24 protein-coding genes are annotated in these 23,105 nt (G+C 72.1%); 11 read left to right on the top strand and 13 right to left on the bottom strand.

What is annotated here, in order from left to right; translation table 11 throughout:
• Positions 1-139: 139 nt before the first annotated feature.
• Positions 140-664, bottom strand: coding sequence for an anti-sigma factor (locus AB0J46_RS31530; RefSeq protein WP_352325383.1), 525 nt, complete (start codon positions 662-664; stop codon positions 140-142).
• Between the two features lies 1 nt (position 665).
• On the bottom strand, positions 666-1,298 hold the full coding sequence (gene sigE, locus AB0J46_RS31525; RefSeq protein ID WP_364337842.1) for an RNA polymerase sigma factor SigE: 633 nt from the start codon (positions 1,296-1,298) through the stop codon (positions 666-668).
• Positions 1,299-1,459: 161 nt separating this feature from the next.
• Between sigE and AB0J46_RS31520 the strand changes: the two genes are divergently transcribed.
• Positions 1,460-2,098 carry an O-methyltransferase gene (locus AB0J46_RS31520; RefSeq protein ID WP_352325381.1) on the top strand — a complete coding sequence of 213 codons (639 nt, stop codon included), beginning with the start codon at positions 1,460-1,462 and terminating at the stop codon, positions 2,096-2,098.
• A gap of 15 nt (positions 2,099-2,113) precedes the next feature.
• Here the strand turns inward: AB0J46_RS31520 and AB0J46_RS31515 are convergent, their stop codons facing one another.
• Both AB0J46_RS31515 and AB0J46_RS31510 read right to left on the bottom strand, forming a co-directional pair.
• Positions 2,114-3,529, bottom strand: coding sequence for a leucyl aminopeptidase (locus AB0J46_RS31515; RefSeq protein ID WP_364337841.1), 1,416 nt, complete (start codon positions 3,527-3,529; stop codon positions 2,114-2,116).
• Positions 3,530-3,604: 75 nt separating this feature from the next.
• A complete protein-coding gene (locus AB0J46_RS31510; RefSeq protein ID WP_020545024.1) occupies positions 3,605-3,772 on the bottom strand; it encodes a DUF3117 domain-containing protein in 168 nt (55 codons plus the stop codon).
• A 159-nt stretch (positions 3,773-3,931) separates the two neighbouring features.
• On the opposite strand from AB0J46_RS31510, the gene AB0J46_RS31505 reads away from it, so the two are divergent.
• Both AB0J46_RS31505 and AB0J46_RS31500 read left to right on the top strand, forming a co-directional pair.
• Positions 3,932-4,729, top strand: a complete 798-nt coding sequence (locus AB0J46_RS31505; protein ID WP_364337840.1) for a PaaX family transcriptional regulator C-terminal domain-containing protein — start codon at positions 3,932-3,934, stop codon at positions 4,727-4,729.
• An 11-nt stretch (positions 4,730-4,740) separates the two neighbouring features.
• Entirely contained in the window at positions 4,741-5,502 is a 762-nt protein-coding gene (locus AB0J46_RS31500; RefSeq protein ID WP_352353138.1) for an enoyl-CoA hydratase-related protein, read from the top strand.
• 21 nt (positions 5,503-5,523) lie between these two features.
• Here the strand turns inward: AB0J46_RS31500 and AB0J46_RS31495 are convergent, their stop codons facing one another.
• The 6 genes from AB0J46_RS31495 to AB0J46_RS31470 all read right to left on the bottom strand — a co-directional run bounded on the left by AB0J46_RS31495 (position 5,524) and on the right by AB0J46_RS31470 (position 10,246).
• Positions 5,524-6,069, bottom strand: coding sequence for a DNA-3-methyladenine glycosylase I (locus AB0J46_RS31495; RefSeq protein ID WP_364337839.1), 546 nt, complete (start codon positions 6,067-6,069; stop codon positions 5,524-5,526).
• Positions 6,066-6,665, bottom strand: a complete 600-nt coding sequence (locus tag AB0J46_RS31490; protein ID WP_364337838.1) for a hypothetical protein — start codon at positions 6,663-6,665, stop codon at positions 6,066-6,068. The genes AB0J46_RS31495 and AB0J46_RS31490 overlap by 4 nt, the downstream gene beginning before the upstream one ends.
• Positions 6,666-6,737: 72 nt before the next feature.
• On the bottom strand, positions 6,738-7,322 hold the full coding sequence (locus tag AB0J46_RS31485; RefSeq protein WP_364337837.1) for a TIGR00730 family Rossman fold protein: 585 nt from the start codon (positions 7,320-7,322) through the stop codon (positions 6,738-6,740).
• A gap of 11 nt (positions 7,323-7,333) precedes the next feature.
• A complete protein-coding gene (locus AB0J46_RS31480) occupies positions 7,334-8,134 on the bottom strand; it encodes a TIGR00730 family Rossman fold protein (RefSeq protein WP_357974346.1) in 801 nt (266 codons plus the stop codon).
• Positions 8,135-8,372: 238 nt separating this feature from the next.
• The gene (dapE, locus tag AB0J46_RS31475) at positions 8,373-9,428 is read right to left on the bottom strand and encodes a succinyl-diaminopimelate desuccinylase (RefSeq protein WP_364337836.1); all 1,056 of its coding nucleotides are present in this window, start codon (positions 9,426-9,428) and stop codon (positions 8,373-8,375) included.
• Positions 9,428-10,246 (bottom strand): 2,3,4,5-tetrahydropyridine-2,6-dicarboxylate N-succinyltransferase, encoded by an 819-nt coding sequence (locus tag AB0J46_RS31470; protein ID WP_352325370.1) that lies wholly within the window; start codon positions 10,244-10,246, stop codon positions 9,428-9,430. The genes dapE and AB0J46_RS31470 overlap by 1 nt, the downstream gene beginning before the upstream one ends.
• Between AB0J46_RS31470 and AB0J46_RS31465 the strand changes: the two genes are divergently transcribed.
• Positions 10,245-11,102 carry a hypothetical protein gene (locus AB0J46_RS31465; protein ID WP_364337835.1) on the top strand — a complete coding sequence of 286 codons (858 nt, stop codon included), beginning with the start codon at positions 10,245-10,247 and terminating at the stop codon, positions 11,100-11,102. The two genes, AB0J46_RS31470 and AB0J46_RS31465, sit on opposite strands and share 2 nt — an antisense overlap.
• Before the next feature lie 22 nt (positions 11,103-11,124).
• Here the strand turns inward: AB0J46_RS31465 and AB0J46_RS31460 are convergent, their stop codons facing one another.
• The 3 genes from AB0J46_RS31460 to fdxA all read right to left on the bottom strand — a co-directional run bounded on the left by AB0J46_RS31460 (position 11,125) and on the right by fdxA (position 13,369).
• Entirely contained in the window at positions 11,125-11,799 is a 675-nt protein-coding gene (locus AB0J46_RS31460; protein WP_364337834.1) for a DUF4178 domain-containing protein, read from the bottom strand.
• A 78-nt stretch (positions 11,800-11,877) separates the two neighbouring features.
• Positions 11,878-12,948, bottom strand: coding sequence for a succinyldiaminopimelate transaminase (gene dapC / locus AB0J46_RS31455; RefSeq protein WP_364337832.1), 1,071 nt, complete (start codon positions 12,946-12,948; stop codon positions 11,878-11,880).
• A 94-nt stretch (positions 12,949-13,042) separates the two neighbouring features.
• Entirely contained in the window at positions 13,043-13,369 is a 327-nt protein-coding gene (gene fdxA, locus AB0J46_RS31450) for a ferredoxin (protein WP_106240826.1), read from the bottom strand.
• A 105-nt stretch (positions 13,370-13,474) separates the two neighbouring features.
• Here fdxA and AB0J46_RS31445 point away from each other — a divergent pair, with 105 nt between their 5' ends.
• The 7 genes from AB0J46_RS31445 (at position 13,475) to AB0J46_RS31415 (ending at position 23,041) form a co-directional block, all read left to right on the top strand.
• The gene (locus tag AB0J46_RS31445) at positions 13,475-13,705 is read left to right on the top strand and encodes a hypothetical protein (protein WP_364337831.1); all 231 of its coding nucleotides are present in this window, start codon (positions 13,475-13,477) and stop codon (positions 13,703-13,705) included.
• 119 nt (positions 13,706-13,824) lie between these two features.
• Positions 13,825-14,796, top strand: a complete 972-nt coding sequence (locus tag AB0J46_RS31440; RefSeq protein WP_364337830.1) for an extracellular solute-binding protein — start codon at positions 13,825-13,827, stop codon at positions 14,794-14,796.
• Positions 14,797-14,897: 101 nt separating this feature from the next.
• Positions 14,898-15,674 (top strand): methyltransferase domain-containing protein, encoded by a 777-nt coding sequence (locus AB0J46_RS31435; RefSeq protein WP_352352883.1) that lies wholly within the window; start codon positions 14,898-14,900, stop codon positions 15,672-15,674.
• Positions 15,675-15,900: 226 nt separating this feature from the next.
• Positions 15,901-17,997, top strand: coding sequence for a hypothetical protein (locus AB0J46_RS31430; RefSeq protein ID WP_364337829.1), 2,097 nt, complete (start codon positions 15,901-15,903; stop codon positions 17,995-17,997).
• 66 nt (positions 17,998-18,063) lie between these two features.
• The gene (locus AB0J46_RS31425; RefSeq protein WP_364337828.1) at positions 18,064-19,824 is read left to right on the top strand and encodes a UvrD-helicase domain-containing protein; all 1,761 of its coding nucleotides are present in this window, start codon (positions 18,064-18,066) and stop codon (positions 19,822-19,824) included.
• Positions 19,825-19,872: 48 nt separating this feature from the next.
• A complete protein-coding gene (locus AB0J46_RS31420) occupies positions 19,873-21,717 on the top strand; it encodes a sigma factor-like helix-turn-helix DNA-binding protein (RefSeq protein WP_364337827.1) in 1,845 nt (614 codons plus the stop codon).
• Between the two features lie 16 nt (positions 21,718-21,733).
• The gene (locus AB0J46_RS31415) at positions 21,734-23,041 is read left to right on the top strand and encodes a cysteine--tRNA ligase (protein ID WP_364337826.1); all 1,308 of its coding nucleotides are present in this window, start codon (positions 21,734-21,736) and stop codon (positions 23,039-23,041) included.
• The last annotated feature ends 64 nt before the right edge of the window (positions 23,042-23,105 follow it).

Raw genomic sequence — 23,105 nt, 5'->3', positions numbered from 1 at the left:
TTGCTCGGCCACCGCAATCTTTGCTCTGGCGGCATACGAGGGTCATAAAAGGCTTTGTTTGCGACAAATCCCGAACCCAGATCGTATGCCCCTGGCATCGTCGACTACGCCACCCGAGTATCCCAGGCGAGCCCCCGGTTCAAGGCGTGGCGGTGGGCGGCGCGCTGGTGGCCGGTGAGTGCTGGACCCGCCAGAGCTCGACCGGCGGCGGCGAGGTCTGGGGCCCTGTGCCCGAGACCGCGAAGAAGGTGCCGAGTGCGACGGCGGCGGACACCACGCCCACCGCGACGTAGGCCCCGCGTCGCCTACCGCCCCGCCCAGGGCCCGAGGCCCCAGCGGTGGCGTCCCGGCGCGGGCGGTTGTCCAGGGGCGCGATGCTGTGGGGCCCAGGAATGGGCACCCCCCCGAACGTACGGGTAGGAAAAGGGCGCTCCCTCGGCGGCAGCGGCCCGCCCGGCTCCGCCATGCGCAGCAGCGACATGGTCAGATCGGCCGGCATCGCCGGGCCGTCGAGCGAGCGCAGGCGCGACTTCAGCGCCCGCATCGACTCGACCTCCCGCCGGCAGTCAGCACAGAAGGTCAGGTGGGCGAGCGCGCGATCGCGCTCGGTGTGGTTCAGCTCTCCGTCGACGAGCGCCGAAACGCGTTCTCCTAGATGAGCCATATCAGACTTCCTCCCCACTGATCACGGACGGGGGGAGTTGGGTAGTACGGGGGGCTCGATGGTCGAGCGCCTCCCGCAACTGCGCCCGGCCACGGTGAATACGGCTTCGGACCGTACCCAGCTTGACGCCGAGCGTGGCCGCGATCTCCTCGTAGGACAGGCCCTCGATGTCACACAGCACGATCGCGGCCCGGAACTCGGGGGCGAGCGCGTCGAGGGCGGCTTGGATATCGGGCTCCAGGTGGGCGTCGTCGAACGCCTGCGCCGGCGACGGCTCACGGCCGCGCAGCCGCTCGGCGGCGTCGTCGGCCAGCCCCTCGAACCGGATGCGCTGCTTGCGCCGCGCCATGTCGAGGAACAGGTTCGTCGTGATCCGGTGCAGCCAGCCCTCGAACGTGCCGGGGGTGTAGCTCGACAGCGACCTGAAGACCCTGACGAAGACCTCCTGCGTGAGGTCTTCGGCATCGTGGACATTGCCGGTAAGCCGGTACGCCAGCCGGTACACGCGTGCGGAGTGAGTCCGCACCACTTCCTCCCATGTGGGAGGCATCCAATCAGACGACACGGGAGTATCCGCCTGGTGGTCGCTTTCGTCCACCAGCACTCCTCTCTCTGGGACCACCGCTACCGTCATAGTGCCTGGTTTCGTCCCTTCGTGCGCACTGCCTGCCTTCCGGACCGGCAAAGCCCGTTTAAACCTGCAACGCCTTCGGACCGTCCTGAGTTCCCGTGCAGGCGTGACTCCCCTAGGCTGCGATCGGTGACCAATCGCACGAAAGTGGGGGGAGGAGGCCGATGACCAGTCCGGTGGAGGCCACTCTGGCCTATGCGGAGCAGTTCCATCACGAGGATGAGATCCTGCACGCGGCGCGTCAGCGCGGGCTGGAGATGGGTGCGGTGCCCATCCTTCCCGGGGGCGGGGCGGCGCTCTGCTTCCTCGCCACCGTCGTCAACGCCAAGTCGGTCGTCGAGATCGGCACCGGCTGCGGCGTCTCGGGGTTGTGGCTGCTGCGCGGCATGCGCGGCGACGGCACGCTGACCAGCGTCGACGTCGAGCCCGAGCACCAGCGGCTGGCCCGGCAGGCGTTCGCGGAGGCGGGCTTTTCCGGCGGGCGGGTGCGGCTGATCTCGGGCCGGGCGCTCGACGTGCTGCCCCGGCTCTCCGACGGCGGCTACGACATGGTCTTCGCCGACGGCGCCAAGCAGGAGTACGTCGACTACCTGGCCGAGGCGGTGCGCCTGCTGCGCGTCGGCGGCGTGGTGGCCTTCGACAACGCCCTGTGGCACGACCGGGTGGCCGACCCCACGCAGCGCGACCCGGACACGGTCTCGCTGCGCGAGCTGGGCAAGCTGGTGCAGGGCGACGACCGGCTGCGGTCGGTGCTCATGCCCCTGGGCGACGGCCTGCTGGCCGCCGTGAAGATCGCCGACTAGCCCGAGCCGCCCGGGTCAGCCCCGGGTCAGCCACTCCAGCAGCACGCGCACGCCGAACCCGGTCGCGCCCTTGGTCAGGGTGCCCTCGTCGACCGTGCTGCGGCCGACCCCGGCGATGTCGAGGTGCGCCCACGGGCGCTTGCCCGCGAACTCCCGCAGGAACAGCGCCGCCGTGATGGACCCGGCGCCGTAGCGGGAGCCGCTCTCGACGTTGGCCAGGTCGGCGATCGACGACTCCAGGGCCGGGGCGTAGTCGTCGATCAGCGGCATGCGCCAGAGCCGGTCGTCGCTGGCCTGACCGGCGGCCAGCAGCTGGGCGGCCAGGTCTTCGTCGGAGGCGTAGACGGCGCCGACGTTCCGGCCGAGCGCCACGGAGATGGCCCCGGTGAGGGTGGCGATGTCCACGACTGCGTCGGGGTCGAGCTCGGCGTCGGCGTAGGCCAGCGCGTCGGCCAGCACGAGCCGGCCCTCGGCGTCGGTGTTCAGCACCTCGACCGTGCGGCCGCCGTAGTGCCTGATGACGTCGCTGGGACGCTGGGCGGTGCCGGACGGCATGTTCTCGGCGGCGGCGATCAGGCCGGTCACGCGTACGGGGGCGCCCAGCCGGGCCAGCGCGGCCAGCACGGCGATCACCACCGCACCGCCCGCCATGTCGGTCTTCTGGGTCTTCATGTTCTCGGTCGGTTTGAGCGACAGGCCGCCCGAGTCGAACGTGATGCCCTTGCCCACCAGCACGACGTGCCGCTCGGCCGGCTGCTCGGGGACGTAGGAGAGCTGGATCAGCCGGGGCGGGCGGACCGAGCCGCGCCCGACGGCCAGGATGCCGCCGAACCCCTCGGCCTGGAGCTGCTCCTCGTCCCACACCCGCACCGGCAGGCCCTGCTCGGCGGCGCGCTCGGCGAGCCAGGCGGGATGCTTGACCGAGGACGGCATGTTGGCCAGGTCGCGGGCCAGCGCGACGGCCTCCGCCACGACCTCGGCCCGGCGCAGCGGCTCCGCGTCGGCGCCGGCGAACTCGATCGCCCGCACGCCCTTCCGGCCCTCTTTGCCGATCTTGAAGGTGTATCCGGCCAGCAGCGCGGCCTCGGCGAAGGCCGCGACGTCGCCCTCGGGCGGCACCACGGTCAGCGTGTCGCGGCCCTTGACCTTGCGCGCCAGCGCCGCGCCGGCCCTGCGCAACGCCCGCGGCGAGCCGTCGCCGACTCCGTACAGGAGCACGCGCCCGATTCCGCCCGCCCGCGCCACCGGGACCTCGACGATCTCGCCCGCCTCGCCCTTGGCCTCGTAGTGGGCCAGCAGGTCGGCGACCGGAAGGTGCAGCTCGACGTACGGCTCGACAGAGGGACGCAGGTCGGCGGCGTAGGGCACGGCCAGCAGCTCGGCGCCCTCAGGAACCTCGGCGACCGCGGAGACGGTGGTCTCGATGGGCACGGAACCCTCCAAACGTCAGCGACCCTGGCGCCGGACTTACGCCAGGGTCGGAGGATCAGGTTGTCTCGGGAGCGCTCAGCCGACGACGTTCTTCAACGCCTCGCCGAGCGCCTTTGCCTCGTCGGCGGAGATCTCCACGACGAGCCGGCCGCCACCTTCGAGAGGGACCCGCATGACTATGCCGCGCCCTTCCTTGGTGACCTCGAGCGGACCATCGCCGGTCCGCGGCTTCATCGCCGCCATGCGTGCATCCCTTCCTGCCTTGGGCTCCCGCGGCCCGCGATTTCCGACCGCCCGAGGGGGTGGTCGGCGCATTCACGTCTTCTGTGATGTCCTATTCTCCCGCATCGAGAGCCCTCATGGGTAACGATCTCCTCCCAGAATGCGTTGTCGAGCCAGGCGATGGCGTCCAAACTGGACTTCGTGCACGCTCGCGCCGCTCTCTTCGACCTGTACGGAGACCACCTGCGTTCACGCGGTGGGCAGGCGACCGTGGCCGCGCTCGTACGGCTCATGAACCCCCTGGAAATCGCCGCTCCGGCCGTCCGCACGGCGGTCTCGCGGATGGTCCGGCAGGGCTGGTTGCGCCCGCTGCGGCTGCCCCAGGGAGCCGGCTACGGGCTCACGCCGAAGTGTGTCAGGCGCCTGGATGAGGCAGCGCTGAGAATTTACCGATCAGGGACACTCGCCTGGCACGGCCGCTGGCACGTGATCGTCATCGAGCCGGTCAGGGAGCGCCAGCGCCGGGAGCGGATCAGGGCCGACCTGACCTTCCTCGGCTACGCCTGCCTGTCGGAGACGACGTGGATCGGGCCGCGCTCCTCCATCGAGCTGGACAACCTGCTGGACGGCGAGAGCGTGCGGGCCGACCGGTTCGACGCGGCGCTGGAGGGCGACCCGCGCGAGCTGGTGGCGCGGGCCTGGGACCTGGCGGCCATCGGCGAGGCGTACGAGCACTGGCACGCCGAAGCTGTCACGCTGATCAGCACCCTGCCCGAGGACGCCCCGCCCAACCGGGTGTTCGCCACCAGGAGCAGACTGGTGCACGGTTGGCGCAACTTCCTGTTCCGCGACCCCGGGCTGCCGGCCGAGCTGCTGCCCGCGGGCTGGCCGGGCGAGAAGGCCCGCACGTTCTTCGAGCAGGAGGCCACCAGGCTGCTGCCCGCAGCCGCCGCGTTCGTCGACAGGGAGCTCATGTGATCCGTTACGACATGGCCGACGCCGTCGCCACCGTCACCCTCGACCGGCCGGAGTCGATGAACTCGCTCACGGCCGAGGTCAAGGCCGCGCTGCTGGCGGCGGTCGGCAGGGCGGCGGCCGACCCCGAGGTCAGGGCGGTGCTGCTCACCGGCTCCGGCCGGGCCTTCTGCGCGGGCCAGGACCTGCGCGAGCACGCCGCCAACCTGGCCGCGGGCCGCGGGCTGGCCGACACCGTGCGCGAGCACTACAACCCGATCGTCGAGCTGATCGCGACCATGCCCAAGCCGGTCGTGGCGGCGGTCAACGGCGTCGCCGCGGGCGCGGGCGCGGCCCTGGCCTTCGCCTGCGACCTGCGCGTCGCCTCCGACAAGGCCAAGTTCGCGCTGGCGTTCGCGGGCATCGGGCTGGCCCCCGACTCCGGCGCGTCCTGGACGTTGCAGCGCCTGGTCGGCCGGGGCCGCGCGACCGAGCTGCTGCTGCTCGGCGAGCCGCTCGACGCGTCCGCCGCGCTCGATCTGGGGCTGGTCACGCGCGTGGTGCCCGCCGACGACCTGCCGAAGACCGCTCACGAGCTGGCCGTACGCCTGGCCGCCGGGCCGACCACGGCCTACGCCGCCACCAAGCGCGCGCTGGCCCACTCCGCCACGCACTCGCTGGCCGACTCGCTCGCGCTGGAGGCCGACCTGCAGGACGCGTGCGTGGCCACCGAGGACCACCAGGACGCCACCCGCGCCTTCCTGGCCAAGGAGCGGCCGGTGTTCAGGGGCCGCTGAGCGGCGGCGCTCAGGAGCCGCTCAGCGGGCCAGGCAGCCCTCGATGTGGTCGTTGACCAGCCCGATCGCCTGCATCAGCGCGTACGCGGTGGTCGGGCCGACGAACTTGAAGCCGTGCTTGCGCAGCTCCTTGGCCAGGGCCTTGGAGCCGGGGGTGATGGCCGGCACGTCGGCCATCGTCCGGGGCACCGGGGCGTCGGGGTCGGCGAACCGCCACACCAGCTCCGACAGGCCCTCGGGCAGGTCGAGCGCGGCCCTGGCGTTGCCGATGACGGCCTCGATCTTGGCCCGGTTGCGGACGATCCCGGCGTCGCCGAGCAGCCGTTCGACGTCGCGCTCGGTGTAGGCGGCCACCTTGACGGCCGAGAAGCCGTCGAAGGCGGCGCGGAAGTTCTCCCGCTTGCGCAGGATCGTCAGCCACGACAGGCCCGACTGGAACGCCTCCAGCGCCACGCGTTCGAAGACCTCGTCGTCGCCCCTGACCGGGCGGCCCCACTCCTCGTCGTGGTAGGTGATGTACAGCGGGTCACCCATGCCCGGCCAGGTGCACCGGATGAGTTCGGTCACGGGCGCTCGTCCCCGTCCTTGTCCTTGTCCTTGTCCTCGCCCAGGGACGCGCGCATGGAGTCGTCGTCGTCCTTCTCGGGCTCGTCGGTCTTGGGGTCGTCCTGCTCGGGGACGTGCCAGTCCGGCTCCTCCGACGGGTCGCGCAGCTCCGGCTCGCCCGCCCACTCCACCGTCGCGCCGCTCGACGTGACCGGGTCGCCGGACTCCGGCAGCTCCCTGGGCGCGGCGGGCGCCTCGGGCTCGTGGTCGGTGCGCAGCCCGGCCCCGGGCGTGGCGTAGATCTCCTGGCGCGCGTGCAGGCGGCTGGACAGCAGCTCCGACACGCGCTGCTCCAGGACGGCGATCCTGGTGTCGCGGGCGCTGATGGCCTGGGCGGCCCGGCGCAGGGTCTCGTCGACGCTCTGCGTGTGGTAGCCGACCAGGTTGACCGGCAGTTGCAGCGCCATGAAGTCGACCGCCGTGAGCTGTCCGGCCTCGGGCAGGTCGAGCGGCGGGACGTCCGGCGGGAACTCGGTCAGCTCCCCGCCTCTGCCGAGGGAGACCAGGACCACGCAGGCCAGGATGGCGATCGCGGCGATGGCGAGTATGACCAGCACATTGGCATCGTACTCATATGGACGAGCACGTTCAGCGATCCACCACAAGTGCGGGCAATCGGGGCAGGCTGCTCAGCCGGTGGCCTCACCCAGCTCGGCGACGCTCGGACGGACCGGCTGCGGACGCGCTTCGAGGTGGGCGAACGCCTCCTCGACCGTGGTCGTCCAGGAGATCGCGTCGAAGACGTCGGCCCGGGTGAAGCCCTCGGCGTGCATGCCGGAGACGAGCTGCCGCAGCGGCTGGTACAGGCCCCAGGGGTCGAGGACCACCAGCGGGCGGTCGTGGATGCCGAGCACCCGCGCCGTCCAGATCTCGAACAGCTCCTCCAGCGTGCCGATGCCGCCGGGCAGCACGAGGAAGGCGTCGGAGCGGGCGTCCATGACGCCCTTGCGCTCGCGCATGCCGTCGGTGACGATCAGCTCGTCGGACTCGGTGTCGGCCACCTCGATGTCCACCAGCACCTGCGGGATCACACCGACCGTGAACCCGCCGGCGGCGCGGGCGGCGGAGGTGACCGCGCCCATGCACGAGACCGTGGCGCCGCCGCTCACCAGCGTGTGACCACGCCTGGCGAGCTCGGCGCCCACCTCTTCGGCCAGGTCGACGTACTTCCTGTCGATGCGGAGGCTGGAGGCGCAGAAGACGCAGATGTTCACGGGCCGACAGCCTATTGGGGCTCCGCGGTCTGGGCGGCGGCGGCCTCCAGCTCCTCCTCCCGCTGGTGGGAGCGGGCCCTGTCGGAGTCGGCGATGATCCGCACGGCCTCGTCGGGGTCGTCGGTGACGGAGATCAGGTCGAGGTCCTGGGCGGCGATCTTGCCGGTGCCGAGCAGGGTGCTCTTGATCCAGTCGAGCAGGCCGCCCCAGAACTCCGAGCCCATCAGCACGACCGGGAACGAGGTGACCTTGTGGGTCTGGACCAGCGTCAGCGCCTCGAAGAGCTCGTCGAGCGTGCCGAAGCCGCCGGGAAGGGCGATGAAGCCGCGCGAGTACTTGACGAACATCGTCTTGCGCACGAAGAAGTAGCGGAACTCGATGCCGAGGTCGACGTAGTCGTTCATGCGCTGCTCGAACGGCAGCTCGATGCCGAGCCCGACCGACACCGCGCCCTCGACCTCGGAGGCGCCCCGGTTGGCCGCCTCCATGACGCCGGGGCCGCCGCCCGTGATCACCGCGTAGCCGGACTCGGCCAGCGCCCGGCCGAGCCGCCGGCCCATCTGGTACTCGGGGGTGCCCTCGGGGGTGCGGGCCGAGCCGAAGACCGTGATCGCCGCGGGCAGCTCGGCGAGCTGGCCGAACCCCTCCACGAACTCGGCCTGGATGCGCAGCACCCGCCACGGGTCCATGTGCACCCAGTCGGACGGACCCTGCCGGTCGAGCAGCCGCTGGTCGTGGGTGGAGCTGGGGACGAGACTCCCGCGCACGACCGCCTGCCCCTGACGGCGTTCGGCTCGTTGCTTCTGTTCCATGGTGGTCACGCTAGTCCTCTCCGTACCGGCCCGCGGCGCCGTTCCCGACCTGGGCCGCGCCCGCCGAAGCGGACACTTCGAGGATGAACGCGCAGGTCGAAGGCCAGATGAAGGCGCCGAAAAAATCTTGGGAAAAGCAGGGAACCGAATTTCGACCCCCCTGCGTCTAACTGCCGAGGGTGCTGCTCGGGACTGAAAGTGGCTTTCCCCGCCAAATGGCCGGCGAGGAAAGCCACTTTCATTTTGTCAGCCAGTTGAGCAGGGCCCGCTCGCTCTCCGTGATCTTCGGCAGCGACACGTACTCGCCCTGCTGGTGTGCCAGGTTGGGGTCGCCGGGGCCGTAGTTCACGGCCGGGACGCCGAGCGCGGAGAAGCGGGAGACGTCCGTCCAGCCCAGCTTGGCGCGCGGGGTGCCGCCGACCGCGGCGGCGAAGGCGGCGGCCACGGGATGCGTCAGGCCGGGCCGCGCCCCGGGCGCCGCGTCGAGGAAGCTCACCTGGTAGCCCTCGAACACCTCGCGCACGTGCTGCTCGGCCTGCTCGACCGTCAGGTCGGGGGCGAAACGGTAGTTGACGGTGACCACGCACTCGTCGGGGATGACGTTGCCGGCCACGCCGCCGCGCACCGCGACCGCGTTGAGCCCCTCGTGGTACTCCAGCCCGTCGACCACCGGCAGCCGCGCCTCGTAGGCGTTGAGCCTGGCCAGCACCGGCTCGATGCCGTGGACGGCGTTGACCCCGAACCACGACCTCGCGCTGTGGGCCCGCTTGCCGGCCACGGTGACGTCGGCGCGCAGGGTGCCCTGGCAGCCGCCCTCGATCACGCCGTCGGTCGGCTCCATCAGCACCGCGAAGTCGGCCGCCAGCCACTCGGGGTGGTCCCTGGCGACCCTGGTCAGGCCGTTGCGCTCGGCCTCGATCTCCTCGCAGTCGTAGAAGACGTACGTCACGTCGCGGTTGGGGGCCGGGACGGTGGCCGCCAGCTTCAGCGCGACCGCCACGCCCGCCTTCATGTCGGAGGTGCCGCAGCCGTAGAGCAGGTCGCCCTCCACCCGGCTGGGCAGGTTGGCCGCGACCGGGACCGTGTCGAGGTGGCCCGCGATCAGCACCCGCTCGGCCCGGCCGAGGTCGGTGCGGGCCACGATCGTCTCGCCGGAGCGGTCGACCTTCAGGTGCGGCAGCGCGGACAGCGCCCGCTCGACCGCGTCGGCCAGGGCCTTCTCGTCGCCGCTCACCGACTCGATGTCCACGATCGCGGCGGTCAGCGCGCGTACGTCCTGTGTCAGGTCCAGCATCAGGTGTTCACTCCATGTTCGCGCAGCACCTCGTTGAGTGCCGCCTTGTCGTGCCGCTGTTCCGGCTCCAGACGCTTGATCACCAGCACGCACGGCAGCCCGAACGTGCCGCCGGGGAACTCCTTCTGCCGCGTGCCGCCGACCGCCACGCACCAGTCGGGCACCCTGCCCCTGGCCAGCTCCTCGCCCGTCTGGACGTCGATCACGGGGATCGTGCCGGACAGGATCGTGCCCGCCCCGATCACCGCGCCCCGGCCCACCCGCGCGCCCTCGACGATCATCGAGCGGCTGCCGATGAACGCGTCGTCCTCCACGACGACCGGCACCGCGCCCGGCGGCTCCAGGACGCCGCCGATGCCCACTCCGCCGGACAGGTGCACGTTCTTCCCGATCTGGGCGCATGAGCCCACCGTGGCCCACGTGTCGACCATGGTGCCCGAGTCCACGTACGCGCCGATGTTCGTGAACGACGGCATCAGCACCACCCCCGGCGCCAGGTACGAGCCCCACCGCGCGATGGCGCCCGGCACCACCCGCACCCCTTCGAAGGAGGTCTTGAGCGGCACCCTGTCGTGGTGCTGGAAGTCGCCCACCTGGGAACGTGCCATGCCCAGCAGCCGGAAGGCGAGCAGGATCGCGCGCTTGGCCCGCTCGTCCACCACGACCTCGCCGCCGACCAGGCGGGCGACCCTCGCCTCACCCTTGTCCAGCAGGTCGACGGCGCCGACCACCTGGATGCGCGCCTCCACGTCGGCCGGGGACAGCTCCGCGCGTCGTTCCCACAGCTCGTCCACCACCGGGGACATCACGTGACTCATGGCCACGGAGCTTATCCGGCCGGGTAGGTTCTTCAGGGTGCGCCTGCGCTTCTCCCGTGGAGTCATCACCATCGCGATCATCGTCGTGGTGCTCGCCGTCGGCGTCTCCGTGGGGCTCTACCTCCTGCTCAAGCGGGCGACGCCGCTGGTCCTCCCGGAGGCCTACTGCATGGTGCGCACCCCCGAGGGCGTCCTGACCCTCGATCCGGAGCAGGCGCAGGTCTCCGCGACCATCGCCGCGGTCGCGGCCCGCCGCCGCCTGCCCGAGCGGGCCGTCGTCATCGCGTACGGCACCGCGTTGCAGGAGTCGAAGCTGCGCAACCTCTCCTGGGGCGACCGCGACTCGGTGGGCGTGTTCCAGCAGCGCGAGTCGCAGGGCTGGGGGCGCAAGAAGCAGCTGATGGACCCGGTCTACGCCAGCAACAAGTTCTTCGCCGCCCTGGTGAAGGTCAAGAACTACCGCAAGCTGCCGCTGGCCGAGGCGGCCCAGGAGGTGCAGCGGTCGGCGGGCGGCTACGCGTACGCGCAGCACGAGCAGGACGCCAAGATCCTGGCCGCCGCCTTCACCGGCCGGGTGCCCAAGTCCGTCCACTGCTGGTATCCGCCGCCCAAGCAGACGCCCGCGCCGCAGGCCAGGACCGCCGAGGCACGCAAGCAGCTGGCCAGGGCGCTCGGCGATCCGTCGATCACGACGAAGAAGCGGGGCTGGCTGGTGGCGTCCTGGTCGGTGGCGTACGCGGAGAAGTACCAGCTGCGGCGCGTCGGCTACAGCGGCGCGACCTGGGTCAACGACGTCGAGGCGGACGGCTGGAAGAAGGGCGGCCAGGCGGGCGACCGCGAGGTCGAGCTGTCCTGACCGCCCGCGTCTGCGCCGGCCGTCAGGTGGCGCGGGTGACGATGGTGATCGAGCCCGGCGGCAGCGGCTGGGCGTAGCTGGCGCTCCAGGCGTGGCCCTGGATGCGGTCGAAGGAGAGCAGGCGGCCGTCGGAGGCGTGGTAGTCGGCGAAGTCGAGCAGGCCGCGTTCGGGGTTGCCGGTCTCGCCCTCGCTCCTGAAGGCCGCGGTGCCGCGCTGGATCGGGAAGAACTCCACGCCCTCCATGATCAGCATGCTCTTGGCCGGGACCATGCCCTGCGTCGGCACCTCGGTCCACAGCAGCACCTCAAGATGGGACGCCTCGCCCGCGGCCTTGCCCTCGCGCACCTCGACCGAGAGCCACAGGCGGCGGCGGGCGACGTCGCGCAGCAGGTATTCGATCCACTGCCGGCCCTGCCAGGAGACGTGCATCGCGCCGAGCACCCGGTACGGGGAGCCGTGCACCTCGATCCGGTCGGCGACCTGGATCGTGCGAGGGTCGGCGTAGTCGGTGCCGGCATGCCCGGGGGCCTCGACCGGCGCCGGCAGCGGGGTCTCGACCGGAGCGACCTCGGCCGGTGGCGGCGGCGCGCTCGACCGGCCCCTCCTGTCCTGCCGCATGGTGGCCAGGAACGCCCCCAGCAACAACAGGACGGTGGCGATGCTCAGCCCGAGTACGACCATGGAGGTCATGCTCATCCGTCAGCTCGCTCCACTCGCGGTCTGTCTCGGCAGACGCCTTTTTTTCAATTTGTCCGTGCGTTACGACGGGCGATCCTACTGGAGGCGGAGCACGGCCGCACTGATGCGTTCGTCGGTGGCGGTCATCGCGACGCGGATGTGCCGTCCACCAGCCGATCCGTAGAAGTCTCCCGGCGCGACCAAAATCCCGATTTCGGAAAGCTTACTCACTTGATCCCACGCGTTCTGCCCATTCGACGCCCATAGGTACAGACCGGCGGTCGAATGGTCGATCGTCCACCCCGCCCGCTCCAGCGCCGGACGCAGCACGGCGCGCCGCGCGGAGTACAGCTCGCGCTGGCGTTCGGCGTGCGTGTCGTCGCCGAGCGCGACCGTCATCGCGTCCTGGACCGGCTTCGGCATGAGCATGCCGGCGTGCTTGCGCGTCTCCAGCAGCCGCTTGACCAGGACGGGATCGCCCGTCACGAACCCGGCCCGGTAGCCGGCCAGGTTGGAGCGCTTGGAGAGCGAGTGGACGGCGAGCAGCCCCTCGTGGGAGCCCCCGCAGACGTCGGGATGGAGGATGGAGACCGGCTGCTCTTCCCAGCCGAGCTCGATGTAGCACTCGTCGGAGGCCACGACCGTGCCGCGCTCGCGCGCCCAGGAGACCACCTTGCGCAGGTGCTCGGCGGGCAGCACGCGCCCGGTCGGGTTGCCCGGGGAGTTGATCCAGAGCAGGTCGACGTGCTCGGGGCCGACCGACAACGTGCTGTCGGAGGCGGTGGCGGTCGCGCCGGCGAGCCGGGCGCCCACGTCGTAGGTGGGGTAGGCCAGCTCGGGGAAGACCACCCGCCGGGCGCCGAGATAGGTGGGCAGCCAGGCGACGAACTCCTTGGAGCCGATCAGCGGCAGGACGTCCTGCTGGTCGACGGTGACGCCGTGGCGGCGCCGCAGCCAGCCGGCGGCGGCCTCGCGCAGCGCCTTCGTGCCGTGGGTCAGCGGATAGCCGGGGCTGTCCGCCGAATCGCGCAGCGCCTGCTGGACGGCCTCGGGCACCGGGTCGACGGGGGTGCCGACCGAGAGGTCGACGATGCCGTCGGGGTGCGCCAGGGCGCGTTCCTTGTACGGTTCGAGCCGGTCCCAGGGGAAGTCGGGCAGCTTGTTCACGGTTCTCCAGGGTCGTTCGGGGCCGTACACGCCTGCGGCGGACGCGGGCGCGCGGGGGCCGCCCGACGTGGACGGCCCCGGCGCACGCGACTCGCTAGTGGTCCTCGCCCTGCGGCGGCAGCGCGGCCACCACCGGGTGGTCCTTCTCGATCTTCCCCACCTTCGAGGCGCCTCCGGGCGAGCCGAGGTCCTCGAAGAAGTCCACGTTCGCCTTGTAGAAGTCCTTCCACTGCTCGGGAAGGTCGTCCTCGTAGAAGATGGCCTCGACGGGGCACACAGGCTCGCACGCGCCGCAGTCCACGCACTCGTCGGGGTGGATGTAAAGCATGCGCTCGCCCTCGTAGATGCAATCGACGGGGCACTCCTCGATGCACGCCTTGTCCAGGACGTCCACGCAAGGCTGCGCGATGACGTAGGTCACCTCGAGCTCCTTTTTCTCCGCACCATGGCATGACTCTGACCGCGGTTTGCTACGCCCTAGTATTGCCGTGCTTGCCAGCTGGCCGAAACGGAGGGTGGCAAACTCATGGCCGCACGCCTCGTCGTCGCCATCACAACTCAGGACATAGGCGCACGGATCACCACTCGAAGGCGCGTCCCAGGAGGCTTCCGGGACGCCGTCGGCGTGCTCGAGTCCTGGGCGGACGGCGTGTTGCGCGTTCGCAAGCGAGACGGCACTTTGGTGGAGATCGACGAGGAATCGCTGGTCGCGGCCAAGGTCGTTCCGGTCGCGCCTCCTCGACCTCGGGCGAAGTAGCGGTAAGTATTCATCGTGTGACCGTACGTATCTGCGCCGCCGTAGCAGCCGTTCTCGCCAGCGCCGGATGCGGCGCGTCCACATCGCCGTCCACGTCCGAGGGGTCCAAGGACCTTCCGGTGCTCAACGTCCGGGCCGCCTCGCTGAAGCAGGGCTTCGGCACGATGGCGCGCCTGGCCGAGGCCGCCAAGCGCGAGGGCCAGCTCACCGTGATCGGCCTGCCGCACGACTGGGTGAACTACGGCGAGATCATCGACACCTTCGCCGACAAGTACGACATCAAGGTCAACGAACTGGAACCGGGCGCCAGCAGCAAGCGTGAGCTCGACGCCGCCGACCAGCTCAAGCCGGACGTGTTCGATCTCACCCTGGACATGGCCGTCTACGGGGCCGACAAGTTCGCGCCGTACAAGGTGACGGGCTGGCAGGACCTGCCCGACTTCGTCAAGGACCCCAAGGGGGCCTGGTACGGCGCGTACGGCGGCTACATGTCGATCGGCTACGACCCGCGCGAGGTCAAGGCCCCGGCCTCCTTCGCCGACCTGCTCAAGCCCGGTTACCGCGTCGCGCTCGACGGCGACCCGCTGCGCTCGGCGGCGGCGTTCGGCGGCGTGATGGCCGCGTCCATGAAGGCCGGCGCCAAACCGGACGCCAGGCAGGGGGTGGACCTGTTCGCCAAGCTCAAGCAGGCCGGGCAGCTCGTCGAGCCGGCCAAGGCGAACGTGATCATCGACTGGGACCACCTCAACGCGACCCGCAGCGCCGACCACGCCGACTCCTGGGAGGTGACGATCCCGCGCGACGCGCCGTTCGGCGGATACCACGTCCAGGCGATCAGCAAGACCGCCCCGCATCCGGCCGCCGCCCGGCTGTGGCAGGAGTTCCTGTTCTCCGACGAGGGCCAGAACCTGCTGCAGAAGGGCTACGCCCGTCCGGCGCGCGGCGAGGCCATGCTCATGAAGGGCAAGCTCGACACCGAGCAGGCCGCCCGGCTGCCCAAGGCCGCCGGCCCTCCCGTGCTCATGACGATCCCGCAGACGGACGCGGCGAAGGCGTACCTCAAGCGGGAATGGAGCAAGAGCGTGGGATGAGTCCGTTGTGACTTGATATGTCGTAGAGACGATCAGGCTCTAAAGTGAACGGACAGCACGGCCACGGGGGCCCGATGTCTGACGAATGTGAGCTGATCGTCTTGCGATACGACGCACCGAGCTTGGAGCGGTGGAACAGTCGCGCCTACGACAGCAGTTTCGGGTACGTCTCCACCCAGGGCGCGCCGCTGGTCGACCTCCTCGACCCGCAGCCCGGGGAGCGCGTGCTCGACCTCGGGTGCGGCACCGGGGTGCTGACCGCGCAGATCGCCTTCAGGGGCGCGGACGTCCTGGGCATCGACGGTTCCGCCGCGATGATCGAGAAGGCGCTGGCCCAGTACCCGGGGATCGACTTCATCATCGGCGACGGCCACGACTTCACCGTGGTGGACCCCTACGACGCCGTCTTCTCCAACGCGGCACTCCACTGGATGAGCCGCGACCCCGCCACCGTGATCGCCAACGTCCGCGAGGCGCTGAAGCCCGGCGGCCGGTTCGTCGCGGAGATGGGCGGCGCGGGCAACTGCGCGGAGCTGACCGCCGCGATGCTGACCGCCTGGCGCGAGTACGGCCTGCGCGAGCCCGATCTGCCGTGGTACTTCCCCACGCCCGCCGAGTACGCGCGCCGGCTGGAGCAGGAGGGCTTCGTGGTCCGGCTGCTGGAGTACTTCGACCGGCCGACGCCGCTCGACGAGTGCCCCGGCGGGGCCGCCGACTGGGTGCGCATGTTCGCCTCGTCCGTGCTCGAAGGACTGCCGCCGGAGATCGTGGACCCCCTGCTCGGACGGGTCAACGAGCTGGCCGCGCCCGCCCTCCGGAGGGAGACGGGCTGGATGGCCGACTACGTGCGTCTACGCTTTGCCGCTGTTCGGCGCTGATGCGTAGTGCATGATGCGTAGGGCTGTTTTGCCGGACTATGGTCTGTTCCGTGGGCGGCGAGATGTTGGCTGCGCCGCTCCGGCGGCGTGAGGGGCTGGTGAACGGAACGGGATGAACTTCTGCCTGAGCGACCTCGTTCCACCGTTGAGGTGGAGCGACGCGTCGACGATCACGCTACTGACCGGGCAGCCGGATCTGCCGGACGCGTGGTGGCGAAGCCTGCCCATGCCGCTGGTGCTCGCAGCCATCGGCCCGGAGTCGCTGGGCGAGCTGCTGACCGAGATCGCGCTGGAGCACTGGCCGGCCGCCGCCATTGGCGACGTCCTGCCGGCTCTGCACGTCCTGGACCCGGACGAGGCCGACGAACCCGCCGTCGCCATCGCGCTCGACCGCGCCGGGTCGTGGACAGGGCTGCTCTCGCTGACCGGGCGGGAGCTGGTGGACCAGCCGTTCATCCAGGCCCGGCCGGTGCTCAACACGTTGTTCGGGGCGGTGCTCGTCCGGCTGGCGCATCCGTACGCGGGTGGGCGGCAGGCCGAGGCGCACGTACCGGCGGCTCTCGCGGCCCCGGCGGACGCCGTCGTGGCGGCGGAGCTCGCCCACGAATCCGCGTTTCCTGAGGGCGGGGCCGCTGCGGAGGCCGTCGGGGAGGCGGCCGGCCGTGACGGCGAGCGGGTGCTCGACGCCGACTCCGAGCCGGTCGTCGAGGACGTGCCGCGGCCCGAGGCCGAGCCCGTGCTCGACGCCGCCGAGGAGCCCGCGTCCGAGCCCGCCGCCGCGGAGGCGTCCGCGCTGGAGGCGGAGGGGGTCGGCGGCGAGCCGGAGCCCTTCTCGCCGGAGGATCAGGACGAAGAGGCTGAACGGCGGGGACCCGCCGACCTCGACGACTCCGCCGACGTCCCTGAGGTCCTTGAGGGGCGGGACGAGGAGCCGGCCGGGGCCGCACAGTCCGAGGCATCCATCGATCACGCCGAGCCCGAGGCGCACGCCGAGCACCCCGAGCACGACACCGAAACCGAGGCCGAGGCCGAGCCCGAGCCCGAGCGCGAGGCCGAGCCCGAGCGCGAGGCCGACTTCGAGCACTCCCAGGCCGACGCCGAGCACCCCGAGCCCGAGGCCGATGCCAGTCACGCCGAGGCCGACGCCGGGCACGCCGAGCTTGAGGCCGACGCCGGGCACGCCGGACCCGACGAGGCGGACGCCGAGCACGGCGAGCCCGCCGCGGGCGGCGAGGAGTTGTCCGAGCTGATCGAGGCCGCGTTCGCCGGGCTCGACGACAAGAGCTGGGCCGTGGCGCAGAACCGCGTCTTCACCGACGAGCCCTCGGCGGTCGACCAGCTGGCCAAGCTGTTCGCCGTCCCCCCGGCCGACATCTCCGCCACCGAGCAGGAGCTGCGCGTCCGTCTCGACCAGTGGCTGGCCAGCGAGGAGGCCGCGCCGTACCGCGCCCACCTGGACGAGCTGCGCAGGACGCTGGGCCCGGCCGCGCCCAAGGAGCAGCTGATCGGCGCGGCCGACTGGCACGCCAGGGAGATCCGCGCGCTGGAGGTGCCGGCCTGGCAGTTCGTGCTGGCCACGCTGCCCGCGCAGCCGAACCCGCCGGTGGAGTTCCAGCAGCCGCACTCGGCGTTCGCCGCGATGCAGCCGCCGCCTCCCCTGCCGCCACCGCCCATGCCACCGCCGCCGCCCCCGGCCACACCGCCCGGTCCGGCCGGTCCGCCCGGTCCGCCGCAGTTCCAGGCGTTCACGCCGGTCCCGCCGCCGCCCGCGGAGGGCAACGGCGGGGCGGAGCACAACAAGCCGTACCAGCCGCTCAAGGACGTCTCCCAGACCAGGCGCTGCTTCCGCCAGCCGGACGGCCGCTGGTGGCTGCGGATCGACGTGACCGCCGAGCAGCTGGCCGGCGGCGAGTGCGCCCTCCCGACGGGCTTCGCGGCCTACCTGGGCCTGTCCCCCGGTGAGAGCCGGGCGGTCAGGAGCGCGGCGGGCGAGCTGACCATGACCTGGCACGGCAGGCCGGTGCTGGAGTCCATCGAGCGCCTGCTCGTGGACGTCGGCGCCAAGGAGGGCGGCCACCTGTTCCTCACGCTGTCGGACGAGGGCGTCCTGCGCGCCCGTCACCTGCCGGTCGCCGCCCAGAACGCCGAGAGCATCACCAAGGCGCTGCGCCTGGTCGGCTACACGGCGCCGGGCGGCACCCGGGACCAGGCGGCCAGGGTGATCGCGACGAGGATCGGGCTCACCGGCCCCGTCGGGCTGCCCGACCTGCTCACCAGGCTCCGCGAACGCGGCGACCGCGACCTGCTCGCCCTCTTGGACTGACCGCCCGTGCCGCGGCTCGCGATCGGCCCTGACTTTCCAGGGGAGCTCGGCGCACTGGCTCAGCCGGTGCGCAGGGACGCCGTGGTCGCGCTGCGCCGGTTCCTGCTGAACGTGTCCGGAGCCCCGCACCCCGAGCGGGTGCGGGGCTGCCGGGACGCCAAGGTCGCCACGCTGCGCCTGGCCGACGGGCATCGCGGCGTGGTGGTCCGGCAGCGCGACGTCTACTGGCTGCTCGCCGTGCGGCCCGATCCGGAGGCGTGGTCGTACGCCCAGCGTCACCGGTACGGCGTCAACCCCGTGATCGGCGTCGTCGAGGAGTGGGACGCCGAGACTTTGGAACGGGTCGAGCCCGCCTTACGCAGGTCCGCCCGCCCCTCGCGGCTGTTCGAGCAGATCTGCGACGGCGACCTGCTCGCGCTCGGCATCGACGTGCACGCGCTGCCCCTGGTCCGGCTGATCTCCACCGAGGCCGACGTGGCCGCGCTCGAACCGCTGCTGCCGCCCACCCAGCACGCCCCGCTGGCCGTCCTGGGCAGGGGCGGCACGCTGTCGGACGCGTGGCGGGAGCTGGACAACTGGCGCGCCCGCGACGAGGAGACGGGCGCGATCGACCCCGACGACCTGCACGCGGCGCTGCTGCGCAGCCCGGACCGCGCGGTGTTCGCCGCCGACAAGGTGGAGCTCGACCGGGTGCTCGGGGCCCCGGACTGGTGCACGTTCCTGCACCCGACGCAGCACCGTCTGGCCAGGGCCGGACGGTACGAGCAGCCGGTGCTGGTCGTGGGCGGCGCGGGCACCGGCAAGACGATCATCGCCCTGCACCGGGCGGCCCACCTGGCGGCGCGGGGCAGGGGCCCGGTGCTGCTGGTGACGTTCTCACAGAGCCTGGCCGAGGAGCTGTCCGGCCGGCTGGACGTGCTGATCGACGACGAGACCGTGCGCAAGCGCGTCGAGGTGGACAACGCCGAGCGCCTGGCCGTGCGGATCGTCGCCGACGCGGAGGGACGCCGTCCCGCCCTGGTCGGCCCGGGGGCCCGGTCGCTGGCCCAGCTCACCGACGAGGCGATCAGGCTGCTGTCGATCACGACCGGCGACCTGCTGGACGACGTGGAGCCGGGGCGCAAGCCGTACCGGCACATCGTGGTGGACGAGGCGCAGGACATCAGCCCGGCGCAGTGGCGGCTGCTGCGGGCGGCGGCGCCGCACGCGCACGACGACCTGTTCGTGGTGGGCGACCCGCACCAGCGGGTGACCGACACGCGGGTGGCGCTCGGCGCGGTGGGCATCCCGGCCGTCCAGCACGACCTGCGGATCTCCTACCGGCTGCCGCAGGAGATCCTGTCCTACGTGGTCCGGCTGCGCGGCGGCGGCCCGGCGAACGGCCTGGTCAAGGGCGTGGCGGAGCTGTACGGCTACCGTGCCACGCACAACGGCCGGCGGCCGGTGGTCCGGGCGTACGACACACCCGAGTCCGAACTGGCCGGGCTGCGGGCCACGGTCGGCGGCTGGCTGGCGGACGGCGTGCCGGAGGGCGAGATCGCCGTCGGGGCGCGCACCCCCACGCTGGTCCGTGCCGCCCGGGAGGCGCTGGACGGGCTGGACGTGCGCGTGGCGACCTTCCAGCAGCTGAAGGGCCTGGAGTTCGAACGGGTGGCGCTCGTCGGCGTGGCGGAGGGCGTGGTGCCCGGACCGCTGCCCGAGGAGCCGGCCGCGCGGGCCCGGGCGCTGCAACGCGAGCGGAGCATACTGTTCGTCGCCTGCACACGGGCCCGAACGATGCTCTATATCTCGCATTCCGGAAGGGGGAGCCCATTTCTGCCCCCCTGATCACATAGTCTGAACTGCGGATATCTTCCCTTTGCCGGTTGGACCTCAATGAACCTCAGCCTGAGCGACCTCGCGCCACCCCTGCGCTGGACCTCCCCTGGTCAGATCGCGCCGATCGTGGAGGAGCCCCAGCTGCCCGAGGCCTGGTGGCAGGCGATCCCCCTCGACCGCGCGTGCGCGATCGTCGGGACGCAGACCGTGGCCGGTCACCTGGCCGATCTGGCCGTGGCCTGCTGGGGACACCTGCTGCTCGGCGACATCCTGCCGCTGCTGCGTTTCTCCGACCCCGCCGAGGCCGAGCGCACGCCGGAGTCGCTGGGCAAGGACGTGGTGCAGAAGCTGTTCACCGGTGTGTTCGAGCGGCTGCTCGAACCCGCGCCCGCCGCCCTGCCCGTCCCGGCCCGGCCCGACAAACCCCTTCCCGAGCTGATCGACGCGGTGTTCGCCGCGCTCGACGACCGGCAGCGCGCCATCGCCCGCGACCGGCTCTACGCGGCGCAGCGCGCCACGCTCGACGAGCTGGCGCAGCGTTTCTCGGTCACCCGCGAGCGGATCAGGCAGATCGAGCGGGACCTGCGCGACCACGTGGAGGCCTGGCTGGGCTCGCCGGAGGCGGCGGGGCTGGTGGCGCACGTGACGTGGCTGAGGGGCAGGCTGGGGTCGGCGGTCCCGGCCGACGACCTCGCCGCCGCCGTGCCGTGGCACCGCGGCGACCTGCGCACGCTGGGCATCCCCGCCTGGCGGTTCGTCCGCACGCTGCTGACCGGCTACGAGCAGGCCGACGGGTGGCTGGTCTCCGGCGGGGCCGACGAGCTGCGGGAGAAGACGCGGCAGCTGTTCACCGACGGGCCGCGGCCGCTCGGCGAGGCGGTGTCCATGGTGGCCCAGCTCGGCGTCCGCGAGGACGTCGCCGAGCGCTGGATCCTCGCCGTGCCGCAGCTTCGGGTGCTCGGCCGGCACGTGGTGCCCTGGCCGCGCAGCATCAACGAGAAGGCCGAGGCGGTGCTGGCGGTGGCGGGCACGCCGCTGTCGCCCGAGGAGATCCAGGAACGCATCGGCGAGGACTACAGCCTGGTCGGCATCCGCAACCAGCTCACCGCCGACGAGCGCTTCCGCCGGGTGGACCGGAACAAGTACGGGCTGACCAGGTGGGGCGGCGACGAGTACCTGGGCATCAGGGAGATGATCGCCAGGGAGATCGAGCGGGCCGGCGGCGAGGCCTCGGTGAGCACGATCGTGACGAACCTGACCTCCCGCTACGACGTGAGCGAGAGCTCGGTGCGCGCCTACTCGGGCGGCCCCGGGTTCGAGCGCACGCAGCGGGGCTGGATCAGGGTGGCCGGAACGTCGCCGACCGGGGAGTCGGAGCCGTACCAGCCGCGCAAGGACGTCTCGGAGACGCGGCGCAGCTTCCGCTCCCGCGACGGACGGTGGTGGCACCGCGTGGACGTCAACGCCGAGCACCTGCGCGGGTCGGGCTCGCCCCTGCCGACCGGGTTCGCCGCCTACCTGGGCATGGCTCCCGGCGGGTCGCTGACCGCCTCGACCCCCTCGGGCGACGTGGTGATCAGCTGGCACAACCAGCCGACCATGGGGTCCATCCGCAACGTGCTGGCCGACTTCAAGGCGAGCGAGGGCGACCACGTGTTCCTGACCGTCTCCGACGGCGGCGAGCTGCTGACCCGCTACCTGCCCGCGGCCGCCGTGGCGATGCCGCCGCTGAACCGGGCGCTCTACCTCATCGGCTACACCGCACCGGTGCACTCCGAGATGGAGGGGTTGCGGCTGATCGGCGCCCGCATCGGGCTGCCCGACACGGCCACCCGCGAGGAGGTGCTGGCCAGGCTGCGCGAGCGCGGGGACAGGGACATCCTCGGCTTCCTCGGCGGGTGAGGGCTAGGCTCGGGTGATGTTGCGGATCCACGACACCCGGGCCAGGCAGGTCGAGGAGATCTCGGGCGGGCGGGCGGTGCGCGTGTACACGTGCGGGCCGGCGCTGCACCGCCGCGTCCATCTGGGCGACCTGCGCACGTACGTGCTGTCCGACCTGGTCAGGAGGGTCCTGGAGGGGCGGCGTACGCGGGTCGTGGCCTGCCGGCACGTCGCCGACCTCGGGCGTCCCGACGGGGAGGCCGGGCCGGTCCGCGCCCACGAGGACGCGTTCGTCGACGACGCGGCCGCGCTCAACCTGCGGCCGCCGGAGCACGCGCCGCGCGCCGGGGAGACGGTCGACCTGATGATCGAGCTGATCGCCGGGCTCGTCGAGCGCGGGCACGCGTACCCGGCGCCGGACGGCTCGGTGTACTTCGACGTACGGACGTTCCCGGCGTACGGCGAGATCTCCGGCATCGGCCTGGACGACCTCAAGCCCGCCGACCCGGTCGCCGCCGATCCGCACCGACGTTTCCACGCCGACTGGGCCCTGTGGCGGCCCGCCGACGGCGACCAGGGCCGGGACGCGCCCTGGGGCCGGGGCCTGCCCGGCCCGCACGTGGCGTGCTCGGCGCTGTCCCTGCGTTTCCTCGGCGAACGGATCGACCTGCACGTCGGCGACGCCGCCCGGTGCTTCCCGCACCACGAGGCCGAGCGCGCCCAGTCGGACGCGGCGACCGGCCACGAGGTGGTGCGCCACTGGGTGCACGGCGAGCGCCCGCTGTTCGACGGGCGCGAGATGGCGGAGTCCGCGGGCGACGCCGTGCTGCTGTCCGACGTGGTGGCGGCCGGGCTCGACCCGCTGGCGGCGCGCCTGGCCTTCCTCGGGCACCGCTACCGGGAGCGGCTCGACCTCTCCTGGGACGTCCTGCGGGCCGCCGACCGCACGGTGCGGCGGTGGCGGGCACGGGTGGCCGAGTGGTCGGAGTCGCCCAGCGCGCCCATGGCCGCGTCGTACGCCGAGCGCGTCGGGGCGGCCCTCGACGACGACCTGGACACCCCGGCGGCGCTGGCCGTCCTGCGGGAGCTGGAGCTGGACGAGTCGGTGGCGCCCGGGTCGAAGTTCGAGACGTTCCTGCATCTGGACCAGGTGCTGGCGCTCGACCTGTCCACGGAGATCGGCAAGCCGCGGGTGCCGCCCGCCGGGGCCGGCGAGCTGCTGGCGCAGCGGGAGCGGGCGGTGGCGGCCAACGACTGGGCGGCGGCCGACCGGCTCCGGGACGAGCTGGCCGACCTGGGGGTTCGCGTCACCGACACCCCGGAGGGACAGAGCTGGGCCCTCTGATCGGAGGCCCCCCGCGCGAGGCCGCTCCGGCCATCTGAAACGGCCGGAGCAGTGAGCCGGTACT

It is taken from the genome of Nonomuraea sp. NPDC049758, from assembly GCF_040674635.1.
In the GTDB taxonomy this organism is placed as follows: domain Bacteria; phylum Actinomycetota; class Actinomycetes; order Streptosporangiales; family Streptosporangiaceae; genus Nonomuraea.
Note: the sequence above shows the minus strand (reverse complement) of the source record. Positions and strands in the feature narration are given on the sequence as shown.

Bases quoted from the DNA above. Each gene is read 5' to 3' on its own strand.
- AB0J46_RS31530 (WP_352325383.1), bottom strand. From the start codon at position 664: ATGGCTCATCTAGGAGAACGCGTTTCGGCGCTCGTCGACGGAGAGCTG.
- sigE (WP_364337842.1), bottom strand. From the start codon at position 1,298: ATGACGGTAGCGGTGGTCCCAGAGAGAGGAGTGCTGGTGGACGAAAGC.
- AB0J46_RS31520 (WP_352325381.1), top strand. From the start codon at position 1,460: ATGACCAGTCCGGTGGAGGCCACTCTGGCCTATGCGGAGCAGTTCCAT.
- AB0J46_RS31510 (WP_020545024.1), bottom strand. From the start codon at position 3,772: ATGGCGGCGATGAAGCCGCGGACCGGCGATGGTCCGCTCGAGGTCACC.
- AB0J46_RS31505 (WP_364337840.1), top strand. From the start codon at position 3,932: ATGGCGTCCAAACTGGACTTCGTGCACGCTCGCGCCGCTCTCTTCGAC.
- AB0J46_RS31500 (WP_352353138.1), top strand. From the start codon at position 4,741: ATGGCCGACGCCGTCGCCACCGTCACCCTCGACCGGCCGGAGTCGATG.
- AB0J46_RS31480 (WP_357974346.1), bottom strand. From the start codon at position 8,134: ATGGAACAGAAGCAACGAGCCGAACGCCGTCAGGGGCAGGCGGTCGTG.
- dapE (WP_364337836.1), bottom strand. From the start codon at position 9,428: ATGCTGGACCTGACACAGGACGTACGCGCGCTGACCGCCGCGATCGTG.
- AB0J46_RS31465 (WP_364337835.1), top strand. From the start codon at position 10,245: ATGGCCACGGAGCTTATCCGGCCGGGTAGGTTCTTCAGGGTGCGCCTG.
- AB0J46_RS31470 (WP_352325370.1), bottom strand. From the start codon at position 10,246: ATGAGTCACGTGATGTCCCCGGTGGTGGACGAGCTGTGGGAACGACGC.
- AB0J46_RS31460 (WP_364337834.1), bottom strand. From the start codon at position 11,799: ATGAGCATGACCTCCATGGTCGTACTCGGGCTGAGCATCGCCACCGTC.
- AB0J46_RS31445 (WP_364337831.1), top strand. From the start codon at position 13,475: ATGGCCGCACGCCTCGTCGTCGCCATCACAACTCAGGACATAGGCGCA.
- AB0J46_RS31430 (WP_364337829.1), top strand. From the start codon at position 15,901: ATGCCGCTGGTGCTCGCAGCCATCGGCCCGGAGTCGCTGGGCGAGCTG.
- AB0J46_RS31420 (WP_364337827.1), top strand. From the start codon at position 19,873: ATGAACCTCAGCCTGAGCGACCTCGCGCCACCCCTGCGCTGGACCTCC.
- AB0J46_RS31415 (WP_364337826.1), top strand. From the start codon at position 21,734: ATGTTGCGGATCCACGACACCCGGGCCAGGCAGGTCGAGGAGATCTCG.